This is a genomic window from Pseudofrankia sp. EUN1h, from assembly GCF_001854645.1.
Lineage (GTDB): Bacteria > Actinomycetota > Actinomycetes > Frankiales > Frankiaceae > Pseudofrankia > Pseudofrankia saprophytica.
This window is the reverse complement of record NZ_MBLN01000049.1, coordinates 311,291-323,807: the sequence shown is the minus strand read 5'-3', so window position 1 is coordinate 323,807 and position 12,517 is coordinate 311,291. Positions and strand designations below refer to the sequence as shown.

The window sequence follows — 12,517 nt, the reverse complement described above, 5'->3', positions numbered from 1 at the left end:
ACCACCCGGCTCGGCGCGGGAATCACCACGGTGCGTGTCGGACGCTGGACAGCGCGGGCGGCGTCGGCGGCCGCGGAGCTGGATAGGGTCGAGGGCCGAGGTTGCGTGCGGCGGGAAGGCGGCGGCGATGCTGGACGGGGCGGGCTCGGCGCCGGCGGAGGTGCTGCGGGCCGAGAAGGTCGACCTGGCCCGGGGCGGGCGGTACCTGCTGCGCGGGGTCGACCTGACCGTGCGGGCCGGGGAGCACTGGACGCTGCTCGGGCCGAACGGAGCGGGCAAGAGCACCCTGCTCGGCCTGCTCGGCGCCGTGACCCACCCGACGCGCGGCACGGTGCGGGTGCTGGGCCGCCAGCTCGGCAAGGTCGACGTCCGGGCACTGCGCGCCGACATCGGGCACGTCAACCCGCGCCACCCGCTGCTGTCGCCGCTGACCGTGCGCGAGGTCGTCCTCACCGGCGCGACCAGCACGATCGACCTGGTTCCGCGCTGGCGGCCGTCCGCCGAGCAGGAACGCGACGCGGACGAGCTGATCGACCTCCTCGGCATCGACGGCATCCGTGAGGCGCGCTGGCCCGACCTGTCGCAGGGCGAGCGCGGGCGGGCGCTGGTCGCCCGCGCGCTGATGCCCCGCCCCCGGCTGCTGCTGCTCGACGAGCCGACGACCGGACTCGACGTGGCCGCCCGTGAGCAGCTGCTCACCGGGCTCGACGAGCTGCGCGCCGAGCATCCCGACCTGGCGAGCGTCCTCGTCACCCACCACCTCGAGGAGATCCCGGTCAGCTCCACGCACGCCTTGCTGCTGCGGGGCGGCGAGGTGGTCGCGTCCGGTGACATCGACGAGGTGCTGACCACCGACCGGGTAAGCGACTGCTTCGGCCACCCGATCCGGGTCGCGCGCCTCGACGGCCGCTTCGTCGCCCGTGCCCACGCGGGCCGCTCCCTCGCGAGCCGCCGCCGGTCCCCGGAACGCTGAGGACGGGCGTCCGCCGAGCGGCTTCGTGGAGGCGCCACGGACGGCGTCAGCTGGCGGGGCCGCAGGCGCTGGCGGGTTGGCCGGCGGGTGTGTCGGGTGTGTCGGGCGTCGCCACCCCGGCGGACGCCGACCCGGCGGTCGCTGGCTGGGCGGCGACGGCGGCAGCGGCGGCGCAGGTGCGGTAGGACGGGGAGCCGACGCCGGCGCAGGCCGCCCAGGTCAGGAGGCAGCCGGCGGCGACGGCGAGCAGCCAGAGCAGCTGTGTGCCGCCCGGCCCCTGGACGCGGGCACGGATGTTGGTCATCGCGACTCCTCGGGGGACCTGACCGGAACCTGGCAGCTGGAGCCGCCGAGCGGTCCGAGAGGTCCCGCTCGACGCTGGTGGGGACGGACGGCCGCCGCCAGGTGCCGGCGAGCCGAGGCAACGTGGTTTGCCTCGGGCACGTCGGCGGAGCTTGGGCGGCCGGGAAAAATCGCTGGGTGAAGCCGGAAATCGTCCAGCGGCGCGATGCCGGGTGACAGACGAGGCGGTAAGGATGGTGTTCCCGCGCGCCGCGCGATTTAGTGAGCGTCCGATGGTGGGAATAGCGCCTGGCGGTCGGGTGCCGGACAACCATCGCGCCGGATATGGCCATCGGTTGTCACGGGTGCCCCGGTGAGCGGCGCGGAGGCGACGATAGTCCGCGGCGGGGAAACCGGCAAATGGCCCACGACCGACGCCGTTTGCGCGCGGTCCGCGAGAACCGCGCTGGACAGGTGGGCCGCACCACCCGCACGGCGCGACCGGGTGACCGTGGGTGGTACCGCGGCGGTCGGCGCCGGAGCGGTGAGCCACGCGGCGCGCGAGGGCCCGGCCGGGCAGGGGCCGGTCAGCAGGGGTTCGCTCGGAGGGGGTCCGGTCGGGGCGGAGCCCGCACGTCGGTCGGCGGGGCCGGTGAGCCGGAGGCCCCACCGTCGGCGGCTGGATGACCGCCGAGTCCTTCGGGTGTGTCCTCCTCGTTACCATCGGCAGAACCGGAAGGGTCTTCTGGCGGCCGAGGGGTCAGATCGGAACGTGGAGCGTCCAATTAGTCACGTTATGTCGATGTTGGGTGAACGGCTCCTTCGATTGGCGCGCGCGAGACTTGGTTGGCGCGGCTCGATCCGGCACGATGGCCGACATGAACGCGGTGGGTGAGGGGCAGCAGGTCCCGTTACGGGTCCGCAGCGCCCTGTTCGTCGACTTCGAGAACATCCACATGGGGCTGCAGCGGCTGGATCCCGCCGCCGCCAACCGGTTCGCGGTTAATCCGCAGGGCTGGCTCGGCTGGCTGGAGAAGCTCGGCTATCCAGCGCTCGCGACGGATGACTTCCGCAGGGACCTTCTCATCCGGTACTGCTATCTGAACCCGGTGAGCTCCGCACGCTACCGGGCGTATTTCACGCGAGCGGGCTTCCACGTCGTCGACTGTCCGCCGCTCACCGCCGCGGGGAAGAACTCGGCCGACATTCACATCGTCATCGATGTTCTGGACATCCTCGTCCATCCGACCCGTTTCGACGAGGTCATTCTGCTGTCGGCCGATGCGGATTACACCCCGGTCATGCTTCGGTTACGCGCCCACGACCGCCGAACGGTGATCATTACCAGCGGGCCGTCGGCCAGGGCGTTCCGCGCTGCCTGCGACCACGTCGTCGGTGAGGACGCGTTCATCGACGAGGCGCTGTCCGCCGAGTCCCGGCCGCTGGTCGGCAACGCCGGCGCGCAGGTCTACGGCGGATCTCATGGCTACGCCGGCGCGCACGGATATGCCCACGCCCACGACACCGCCCCGGCGTTGAACGGGATCGGTCACGCGGCCGGCCAGGTCGCCGCGCTGTCGGGGGCCGGGGCGCATCCGGGCGAGCCGGCCGCGCTCGTCCACGCCGGCCAGGTGACCTCCGATGCGCACCGGGACTCGTCCGGCGCGAGCCGTCCGGCGAGCGGCCCGGCGCCCGGGGACCCGGCCGCCGCCGGAGCGGTGGCCGACGGGCGGTGGGGATCACACACCGAGGGCCCGCCGCGGTCCTTATCGGCTTCCACGGACCTCACCCCGGGACACTTATCGGCGTCTGGGCGTCCCCTCGCTTCGCCACGGCCCCCGGCCGCGTCGCCCGCGCTGTCCCCCCTGCTCTCCCCGGTGCCGACGCACCCGCCCGCCCCTGGGTTCGTTCCGATCCCGGCCCCGCCGAACGGCCAGTACGACAGCCAGCTGCGCCGGGTCATCGCCGCCAGGGTCCACGAACTGGTCGTCGCGTCCGACCGGCCGATCACGCTGGCCTCGGCCGCCCAGCTGGTACGCGCGGACCTCGGCCAGGATGTCACCGACGGCTGGGCGGGCACCGGCTCGTTCAAGAAGCTGCTAGCCCAGGCCGACCTGCCGGGGCTCGCGATCTCCGCCGCGCCGGAGTACATCTACGATCCGCGCAGGCACAGCCCACCGCCCAGTGGCCAGGCGTCCGGCACGGGCCAGTCCGACCAGGACGGCCCGCGCGCCGACCTCGTCAACCGGATCTCTCAGGTCACCGACATCCCGCGGCTGTCCTCGCGCGAGTTCCGGACGCTGTTCGAGGAGCTCGCCGCCGAGGTCGGCGGGCACGGGTTCAGTCGGACCGGCACCTCACGCGCCGTCCGCGACCGGTGCGCCCAGCGCGGCGAGCACGTCGGCCGGGGCGCGGTGAACTTCGTCCTCAACGGCCTCCTGTACGCCGGCCGGCCGCCGCGCCCGGGCGACGACGCGGGCACGCTGGCCTGCGCGTTCGCAGACAATGCCGTCGTGCTCTGCCAGAACGCCCGGATGGAGCTGTCCGTCGAGGAGATGGCCCACCTGCGCGCCTGGATCGTCGACGCGCCCGTCCTCGTCGACAACCCGTCCGTTGCTCCCGCCACTCCCGCCGAGTCTGCCGGGGCCGCTGCGTCCGACGGGTCCGTCGAGCCCGGCTCTCCCGCTCAACCTGCCGGGTCCGCCGACCTTGCCGCCCCCGCCGCTTCCGCCAGCGCCACTGAGTCCGCCGAGCTTGCGGGGTCCGCAGAGCTCGCGGGGTCCGCCGAGCTGGCCGCTCCCGCCGAACCCGTCACCTCCAGCCCTGACCTGGTCGGACAGGCCGGCGCGTGACGCCTGGCCGCCGTCCACGGACGGGCGGCCCGACCTCAACCGGCGTCCGTCCGGTGGGTCACACGGCGAAGGGCATGGCGGCGCGGGGTCAGTGAGACGACTGGCCGGCGCCTCCGAACGGCGCGAGCAGGCCGGTGTAGGGCTTGGGCGGCGGCGCGGCGTACTCGCCGCGCTGGCTGGTGGCCAGGCCAAGGCGGATCAGGCCCTCGACGAGGACGGTCGCGGCGGCCACGCCGTCGACGACCGGGACGCCGAGCTCGGCCGTGAGCGCCTGGCACAGGTCGRCCATGCCTGCGCAGCCGAGAACGATCACCTCCGCCTCGTCGTCGGCCACCGCCGCGCGGCACTCCGCGAGGACCTTCGCCCTCGCCAGCGGGTCCGTCTCCAGCTCCAGCACGGGCACCTCGCAGGCCCGGACGCCGCAGCACAGCACCCGCAGGCCGTACCGGTCGGCCAGGTCCCACGTCCGGCCGCGGGTGCGGCCGAGGGTGGTCACCACGCCGAACGACCGGCCGAGGAAGCTCGCCGCGCGCATCGCCGCCTCGGCTATCCCGATGACCGGGCCGCGGGCCAGCTCCCTGGCCGCGTCGAGACCAGGGTCGCCGAAGCAGGCGATCACGTAGCCGGCCGCCCCGGCCTCCTCGCCGCGCGCGATCTCGGCCAGCACGCCGGGCACGGCGAGCGCCTCGTCGTAGTGGCTCTCGATCGACGCCGGCCCCATCGCGGGGCTGGTCGCCTCGATCCGGGTGCCGGGCTGGGCCACCTGCCGGGCACTGGTGCCGATCAGCTCGGTCATCGCGCGGGAGGTGTTCGGGTTGATGACCCTGATCAACGGCCCGGTCGGGGCGGTCGAGGAGCCTTCAGGGCCCGCCGCGGTCGCGGGGTGCGCCTCGGCCGCGGGAGCGGCCCCCGGGGTCAGGGCGGGCCGCTCTTCCTGCGTCGTGGGCATCGGGGGCGGCTATGCCTCGGGCGCGACCGGCGCCGGGTTCGGCGTCGGCTGCGCCGGGATGCTCGCCGCGGCCGTGGCCGCGGCGGCCGGGTCGCTGGCTGGGTCGCCGGCCGGCCGCAGCGACGTCGCGGTGACCGCCGAGCGGCTGGCGAGCAGGTAGTAGACGGCGAAGCCCAGGCCCATCCCGATGAACCAGCTGTACTGGGCGGCGGTGTCCATCCAGCCGACGGCCGAGTCGGGAACCACCACCGGGATGACGGCGATGACGGCGCCGACGGCGGTCGCGATGACGGCCGGCGGGTTCACGCCCTTGCGGTAGAAGTAGGTGCCGCGCGGGCTGAGGGTGAACAGGTCGTCGACGACGACCACCTTCTTGCGGATCAGGTAGAAGTCGCAGATAAGCACGCCGAACAGCGGGCCGATGAAGGCGCCCAGCGTCTCCAGCGTGTAGTGGATGACGTCGGGGTTGTTGTACAGGTTCCACGGCGTGATGAGGAACGAGCCGACCGCGGCGATCATGCCACCGGCGCGCCAGCTGATCCGCTGCGGGCTGACGTTCGAGAAGTCGAACGCGGGGGAGATGAAGTTCGCCACGATGTTGATGCCGATGGTGGCGATGGTGAAGGTCAGCGCGCCGAGGACGATCGCGGTCGTCGAGTCGATGCGGGCGACGGTCTCGACCGGGTCGGTGATGAGCTCGCCGTATACCGGGACGGTCAGCGAGGCGGTGAAGACGACGAGGAGGGAGAACAGCAGGAAGTTCACCGGCAGGCCGAGGAAGTTGCCGGTGCGCACCGAGCCGAAGTTCTTCCCGTAGCGGGAGAAGTCGCCGAAGTTGAGCATCGGGCCCGAGAAGTAGGAGACGACGAGCGCGATCGCGCCGGCCATCAGGGAGAACGTCGAGGCGTTGCCGGACCGCTCGCCGCCGAGGTTCAGTGACAGCTCGCTCCAGCCGGCCTTGTAGATGAGGTAGCCGGTGAGCGCGAACATGACGACGTAGACCGCCGGGCCACAGAAGTCGATGAACCGGCGGATCGTCTCCATGCCGGTCCAGAACACCGCCGCCTGCAGGACCCACAGCACCGCGTAGGTGATCCAGCCGAGCGTCGACAGGCCGAGGAAGCCGTGCTGGTCGACGTCGGCGTACGGGGTGAGGCCCGACCACAGCTTGATCAGCACCACGTTGAGGGCGGCCGAGGCGAGGTAGGTCTGGATCCCGTACCAGGCGACCGCGATGAGGCCGCGGATGATGGCCGGGACGTTCGCGCCCAGCACGCCGAACGGTGCTCGGCAGATCACCGGGTAGGGGACGGCCGCCTGCTGGCTCGGCCGCGCGACGAGGTTGCAGAAGAAGTTCACGATCGTGATGCCGACGACCAGCGCGACGAGCACCTGCCAGCCGGCGAGGCCAAGGGCGAAGAGGCTGCCGGCGGTCACGTACCCGCCGACGCTGTGCACGTCGGACATCCAGAATGCGAAGATGTTGTACCAGGACCAGGTCTGCTTGCGCAGCGGGGCCAGGTCCTCGTTTGCCAGCCGTGGGTCATACCCCGGCTTGAGAAGGCCCGCGCCGATGGGCATGCCCGCGGCCTCTACCATGTCGTCGTGTCCGGCGGTCACGCCCGGCGGGCCGGGAACCGCGGCGAGCTCGCTCATTCTCGCTCACTTCCTTACTTGGCTCTGGTGGCGCTCTGGCGGGTGGCGCTCTGGCGGCGTTCCCGCCGCGGATCTCCCGCGTCTTCTCCGGCCGCCACCTGGCCGCGCGCGGGTGGATTCTCCGCGTGTGGGCGCGCGGAGAATCCACCCACGCACGGATTTCCGCGGCGGCGGACAGGACAGGGAAAGACGCGCGGAAATCGGCTTCGGGACCGGTGCTTGGGCGTGTGCGATGGTCGGGCGAGGCGGCCGGCGTGCCTGGAGTCAGGCTAGGATCTTGCTGTTTCACCACCGTCAACGGCGAGATATATCTGTGCTCGTGCTCGTGCTCGTGCGCGCCGGCGCTGGGATGCCGGCCGCGCGCGGTTCAGGCGGGGAATCGGGCTGACTCCTCGGGCAGCGCCGCGACGACGGTCTGCAGGCGGGAATGATGCGCACGTGACGCGGCCAACAATGTGTCGACATCGCGGTCGACGAAGGCCCGCAGCATTCGCTCGTGGTCGGTGACCAGCGCCTCGACGGCATCCCGGGACGCGTAGTCCATCGGCCGGACGGGCTCGGTGACGTTCCAGGCCGAGATGTACATGTGCTCCAGCCGGGCCATCCCGGCGGGACCGACCAGCGCGAGGTGGAAACGGCGGCTCTCCCGGTGGTGGCCGCGCGAGTCGCCCGTCTCGACCGCCCGCGCCATCGCCTCATGGGCGGCAAGCGCCCTCGCGTCGTCCTCGGCCGTCGCCCGCCGCACCGCCGCCGTCAGCGCCGCGGCCTCCAGCACCTCCCGCACGACGTAGAACTCGCGCATCTCCGCCGGCGTGAGCGCCGCGACCGTGTAACCGCCGCGGGCGCGGTGCACGACCAGCCCCTCGCCGACCAGGCTCATCAAGGCCTCGCGGACGGGTATCCGGCTCACCTGGTAGTGCGCGGCGACCTCGTCGACGGGGACGGGGGAGCCCGGTGCCGCCGCGCCGTCCAGGACGACCCTCTTGACCTCGCGCAGGATCACCTCGCGGACGGAGCCGCATCCCCGCGCGTCGGTGTTCAGCGTCCCGACCCAGGCCGCGCTCGGCCGTGGCATCCGCATCTCGCCCGTCCTTCCGCTCGGGACGGGCCGGCGGGCGCGAGACCGCGTCGGCGCCGTCCGGCCGGACCATCGGCCCCCGACCTTCGGTACGCGCACGTGCGGCGCGACGATAGCCGTCGACTGTTTCGGACCGTCGGCAGTTCGATATCCACCGGTTGACATCCCGCCCGGCCAGGGCGGTTTTCGAATGCCCGACAGCGGCGCCAGGCACGGCGCCGCGGCCCGGTTTCGTCCCACCGGGTGGCCCGCCAGGCTCACGAGCCAGAAGTCGCGAACGGCCGCCAACGGGGAGACGCCTGCGGTGTCGGACCGGGTGCGCTCCAGGGCAGTTCACGCCGACGCCCCGGCGGTAATGTGACCACGAACAGCGCGGAACGGGGCCGGGCACGACGGGGAAGGCACGGCGCCGACAGGCAGGGCGTCGCGCGGCGCGGTGGTCGCGCCGTGCCGGCGCGGCGCGACGGTCGGGACAGCGACGGGTCTAGACAGCATCGGAGAGCGGTCGGCGTGCAGGATATCGCGTTGCCGGTGCGGCTGGGGCCGACGACGCTGATGGCGCGGATCGGCGCCGGCGGCATGGGCATCGTCTACTACGGCGTGCTCGGGCAGACGCCGGTGGCGGTGAAGGTGATCCGCGCGGAGCTGGCCGACGCGCCGGAGTTCCGTGCCCGGTTCCGCCGCGAGATCGAGCTGATGCGCCGGGTGCGGGGCGTGTGCACCGCCCGGGTGTATGCCGCCGACCCCGACTGGTATCCGCCCTACCTCGCCACCGAGTTCCTCGCCGGGCCCACGCTCGCCGACTGGATCCTGCGCAACGGGGCGGTCACCGGGCCGTCGCTGCGGACGCTGGCGGTCGGGCTCGCCGAGGCGCTGCTGGCCGTGCACCGCGCCGGCGTCGTGCACCGCGACCTCAAGCCGGGCAACGTGCTGCTCACCCAGTCCGGTCCCAAGGTCGTCGACTTCGGGATCGCGCTCGCCACCGACGTCACCGTCCTCACCCGGGTGGGCACCCCGGTCGGCACCCCCGGCTACATGAGCCCCGAGCAACTCAACGGCATCGACGTCGTCGGGCCACCCGCGGACGTGTTCGCCTGGGGCTGCACCGTGGCCTACGCGGCGACCGGGCGGACCCCCTTCGGCGCCGGCCCCACCGACGCGGTGCTGTTCCGGGTGCGCCACGACCCGCCGAACCTGGCCGGCATCCCGGAGGACCTCGCGGGGCTGGTGGGCGAGACGCTGCGCAAGGACGCCGCGGCCCGGCCGGACGCGGCGGAGCTGCTGCGCAGGCTGCTGGCACTCGTCCTCGGCCCCGACTGGGCCGGAGCCAGTGCCACCGGCAGAAGCGCGCCGGCCACCCAGGACGGCTTCCCGGACCCGGCGGCCGGGGGCGAGGGGGAGCGGGGCTGGACGCCCGAGACGGACGCGGACCTGGCGCGCGGTGTGCTGCTCGTGCTCGACCGCCAGTGGCCGATCCGCGCCTACCTGCCGCCGGCGGCCGTGTCGGCGCCCACGGGCGCGGCGCCGCAGCCGGCCCCGATGGCTCCTGCTCCCCCGATGGCGCCCGCCGCGCCGCCGGGGCCCGTCCACGCCCCCGCCCCTCGCCCCGCGACCGGCCCCGGACCTGGCCCCGGTCAGGCCCCCGGTCTCGCGCCGTGGCCCGCCCGCCAGTGGCCGCCGCCGGCCGGCCCCCCGGTTGGTCCGCTGCCGGTCCTCGGCCGGCCCGCGGCTCCACTGCCGTCGGCGGGGCCGATGCCGACCGGTGCTCCGCCGCCGACGGGCGTTCCGCCGCAGTCGGCGCCACCCGGACACCCGGGGATGTCGCTGCCGCCGGGGATGCCAGCCGGCGCGCGGGGGCCGCTGGGACCGCCACCGCAGTCGTCCGGCCCGCCGTCATCCCCGCTGGCGCTCGGCCAGGGCGGCCATGGGCCGACCGGTGCTCCTCCCGGGCCGGCCCGCCCGTCGACAGGCGGGCGCGGGCCGGGAGGGCCGCCGGCCCCGGACGACGGCTGGCGACGTCCCCGCCACGGCCCGGTCGGCGCGGGCTTCGTCGCGGTCGTGGCCATCGCGGTGGTGCTGGTGCTGGTCGCCGTCTCCCTGGTGGTGGTCCGGCTCGTCACCCACGGCGACGACGAAGGGGCGCCCGCCTCCACACACACGCAGCCGGCGGCGACGACGCCAGTGGGCACGCATCCGGTCTCTCCGGGCGGCAGCACGACGCCGCAGACCGGGCCCAAGAGCACGGGCGGCACCRGCGCCGTGGTGAGCGTGGCGGGGYAGTGCCGGTACCTCGCCGCCGAGGCCCGCGGCCCCGTCGCGCCGGCCCCGCCGTCGCTGGAGCGCGTGCCGTCCGGCACCGCGATGATGGTCATCCAGACCAGCGGCGGCGTGATCACCGCGGAGCTGGACGCGGCACTGGCCCCGTGCGCGGTCTACGCGCTGCGCCACCTCGCCGGCGTCGGCTACTACGACGACAGCCTCTGCCCTCGCCAGACGGACGGGCCGAACGAGGCCTACTACATCCTCCAGTGCGGCGACCCGACGGGAACCGGGTCGGGCGCGCCGGGCTTCGCCTACGAGGCCGAGCACCCGCCCAGCGACTTCCGCCGGGGCGTGATCGCGGTCGTCCGAGGCTCCTCCGGGCGCAACGGTGGCCAGTTCGTCATCAGCTACGCCGACCCGACCAACGAAGGCCGGGAGGAGATGGCGGACCGCTACACCGTCGTCGGCCACGTCATCGACGGGCTCGACGTCCTCGACGGACTCGTCGCCCCCGGCGTGGAGGGCAGCGGCGGCGACGGGGCGCCGGCCAGCGATGCCCGCATCCGGTGGATCACCGTCGAGTCGTAGCTCGGCGTAGCCGCTATGGCGGCGCAGCGACACGGCTGGGAGCCCCGACGTCCGGCAGCGCGCCGGGGACACAACCGACCGGCAACGCTGACTCCCCTTAAGGGGGGATGAGCCGTGCTTAAGCCGTCACACAGCCGGCCTTCCTAGTGTCCCGCTCGGCTCACGCGCCCGACCCGTTCCGCGATCCCCGCGGGTCCGGCCATGACCCGACCCGGACCCTTACCTGGACCGCAGGGAGACCCATGCTGTTGACGTACGTCCGCCGCGAGCTCAGGGGGCGGCTCCGGCAGACCGCGATCGTGGCGGTCGGCCTCGCCCTCGCCGTCGCCCTCATCCTCGCCGTCACCGCCGCCTCCTCGGGGGTGCGCAGCGCGCAGTCGAGCGTGCTCGGCTCGATCTACGGCGTCGGCACCGACATCACGGTCACCCAGTCCGCGCAGCCAGGGCAGGGCGGCGGCGAGCAGTTCACGTTCGGGGGGCAGGCCCCTGGCAGCACCTCCTCCGACGCGAACACCAACGTCTCCTCGGACAACCTGCGCCTCGCCCCCGGCTCGGCCGCGATCAAGGACGCCTCGGTCAACGCCGTGCGCTCCACGCGGGGCGTGGCCGACGTGACCGCGACGCTGATGCTGCGCCAGACCAACTTCAGCGGCCAGGTCTCGGGGCAGAACCTCGACGACCTGCGCCAGCAGTTCCGGGCCCAGCGCGGCGGCGGCGTCAGCGGCCCGCAGGGCTTCACCGGGTTCGGCGGCGGCAACTTCAACGTCAACAGCCTGACCGTCGAGGGCGTCCAGCCCGGAGCCAGTGCCCTCGGGCCGCTTTCCGGCGCCGAGGTCGTCGGCGGGCGCGCCTTCACCGCCGCGGACGCGAAGGCCGACGTCGCGCTGCTGTCCAAGAGCTACGCGGACACGAACAAGCTCGCCGTGGGTGGCACCGTGACCGTCAAGGGCACCGCGATGAAGATCGTCGGCCTGCTCGACGCGGGCACGTCCGGCACGTCGCTGTCCAACGTCTACCTGCCCCTCGGCGTCGCCCAGAGCCTCGCGGACCTGTCCGGCCAGGTGACCAACCTCTACGTTCAGGCGAGCTCCTCCGACTCCGTCGACAGCGCCGCCGCCGCGATCAAGAAGGTGCTGCCGGACGCCACCGTCCAGACCCAGTCCGACCTGGCCAACGGCATCTCCGGCTCGCTGTCGAGCGCGTCGTCGCTGGTGAGCAAACTCGGCAAGTGGCTGTCGATCGCCGTTCTCGCGGCCGCGTTCGTGCTCGCCATCCTGTTCACCATCTCCGGGGTCACCCGGCGCACCCGGGACTTCGGCACCCTGAAGGCGATCGGCTGGAGCAACGGCCGGATCGTCCGCCAGGTCGGCGTCGAGTCCCTCGTGCAGGGCGCGATCGGCGGCCTCGCCGGCCTCGGCGCCGGCCTGATCGGGATCTGGGCGATCAACTCGTCCCACATCAAACTCGCCGGCACGACCAGCTCGGGCGCGTCCGCCGCCCGGGGAGCGGCCTTCCAGGGCGGCGCGCCCGGCGGCGGGGCGGAGGGCGGCCCGTTCGGCGCCTTCGGCGGCTACGGCGGCGGTGGTGGCGCGGCGGCCGGGGGCAACGCGGGTGGCGGCGGCGGTGCCCAGCGGACCGCGAGCAGCACCGTCGACGTCCTGCTGCACGCGCCGGTGCACTGGTCGGTCATCGGGCTCGGCATCGGCCTGGCGCTCGTTGGCGGCCTGCTCGCCGGAGTGTTCGGCGGCTGGCGGGCCGCCCGCCTGCGTCCAGCGGCCGCGTTGCGCAGCCTCGACTGACGGCGGCCTGACCTGACGACCGCCCCGACCGGCGACGACCTCGACCAGCCCGGCCTCGACCACTTCACTCGGCGCGAC

General features: G+C 73.8%; 8 protein-coding genes. 4 read left to right on the top strand and 4 right to left on the bottom strand.

The window, feature by feature from the left end; translation table 11 throughout:
* The first annotated feature begins 127 nt into the window (after positions 1 to 127).
* Positions 128 to 973: an ABC transporter ATP-binding protein gene (locus BCD49_RS16225; protein WP_007519330.1), complete on the top strand. Its 846-nt coding sequence runs from the start codon at positions 128 to 130 to the stop codon at positions 971 to 973.
* A gap of 46 nt (positions 974 to 1,019) precedes the next feature.
* Here BCD49_RS16225 and BCD49_RS16220 read toward each other — a convergent pair whose 3' ends face one another.
* Entirely contained in the window at positions 1,020 to 1,277 is a 258-nt protein-coding gene (locus tag BCD49_RS16220) for a hypothetical protein (protein ID WP_007519328.1), read from the bottom strand.
* Positions 1,278 to 2,133: 856 nt separating this feature from the next.
* On the opposite strand from BCD49_RS16220, the gene BCD49_RS45860 reads away from it, so the two are divergent.
* Entirely contained in the window at positions 2,134 to 4,107 is a 1,974-nt protein-coding gene (locus BCD49_RS45860; RefSeq protein WP_063630159.1) for an NYN domain-containing protein, read from the top strand.
* Positions 4,108 to 4,195: 88 nt separating this feature from the next.
* On the opposite strand, the gene BCD49_RS16210 is transcribed toward BCD49_RS45860, so the two are convergent.
* The 3 genes from BCD49_RS16210 to BCD49_RS16200 form a co-directional block, all read right to left on the bottom strand.
* A complete protein-coding gene (locus tag BCD49_RS16210) occupies positions 4,196 to 5,056 on the bottom strand; it encodes an aspartate/glutamate racemase family protein (RefSeq protein WP_241832337.1) in 861 nt (286 codons plus the stop codon).
* A 9-nt stretch (positions 5,057 to 5,065) separates the two neighbouring features.
* The gene (locus tag BCD49_RS16205; RefSeq protein ID WP_007519322.1) at positions 5,066 to 6,712 is read right to left on the bottom strand and encodes an NCS1 family nucleobase:cation symporter-1; all 1,647 of its coding nucleotides are present in this window, start codon (positions 6,710 to 6,712) and stop codon (positions 5,066 to 5,068) included.
* Positions 6,713 to 7,079: 367 nt separating this feature from the next.
* Positions 7,080 to 7,793, bottom strand: a complete 714-nt coding sequence (locus tag BCD49_RS16200; protein ID WP_007519320.1) for a GntR family transcriptional regulator — start codon at positions 7,791 to 7,793, stop codon at positions 7,080 to 7,082.
* 528 nt (positions 7,794 to 8,321) lie between these two features.
* Between BCD49_RS16200 and BCD49_RS16195 the strand changes: the two genes are divergently transcribed.
* Both BCD49_RS16195 and BCD49_RS16190 read left to right on the top strand, forming a co-directional pair.
* Positions 8,322 to 10,640 (top strand): protein kinase domain-containing protein, encoded by a 2,319-nt coding sequence (locus BCD49_RS16195; protein ID WP_241832343.1) that lies wholly within the window; start codon positions 8,322 to 8,324, stop codon positions 10,638 to 10,640.
* A gap of 242 nt (positions 10,641 to 10,882) precedes the next feature.
* Positions 10,883 to 12,439 carry an ABC transporter permease gene (locus tag BCD49_RS16190; RefSeq protein ID WP_007515380.1) on the top strand — a complete coding sequence of 519 codons (1,557 nt, stop codon included), beginning with the start codon at positions 10,883 to 10,885 and terminating at the stop codon, positions 12,437 to 12,439.
* Positions 12,440 to 12,517: the final 78 nt, after the last annotated feature.

Excerpts from the sequence above, each read along its gene's own strand:
- BCD49_RS16205 (WP_007519322.1), bottom strand. The coding sequence starts at position 6,712 with ATGAGCGAGCTCGCCGCGGTTCCCGGCCCGCCGGGCGTGACCGCCGGA.
- BCD49_RS45860 (WP_063630159.1), top strand. The coding sequence starts at position 2,134 with ATGAACGCGGTGGGTGAGGGGCAGCAGGTCCCGTTACGGGTCCGCAGC.
- BCD49_RS16200 (WP_007519320.1), bottom strand. The coding sequence starts at position 7,793 with ATGCGGATGCCACGGCCGAGCGCGGCCTGGGTCGGGACGCTGAACACC.
- BCD49_RS16190 (WP_007515380.1), top strand. The coding sequence starts at position 10,883 with ATGCTGTTGACGTACGTCCGCCGCGAGCTCAGGGGGCGGCTCCGGCAG.
- BCD49_RS16225 (WP_007519330.1), top strand. The coding sequence starts at position 128 with ATGCTGGACGGGGCGGGCTCGGCGCCGGCGGAGGTGCTGCGGGCCGAG.
- BCD49_RS16220 (WP_007519328.1), bottom strand. The coding sequence starts at position 1,277 with ATGACCAACATCCGTGCCCGCGTCCAGGGGCCGGGCGGCACACAGCTG.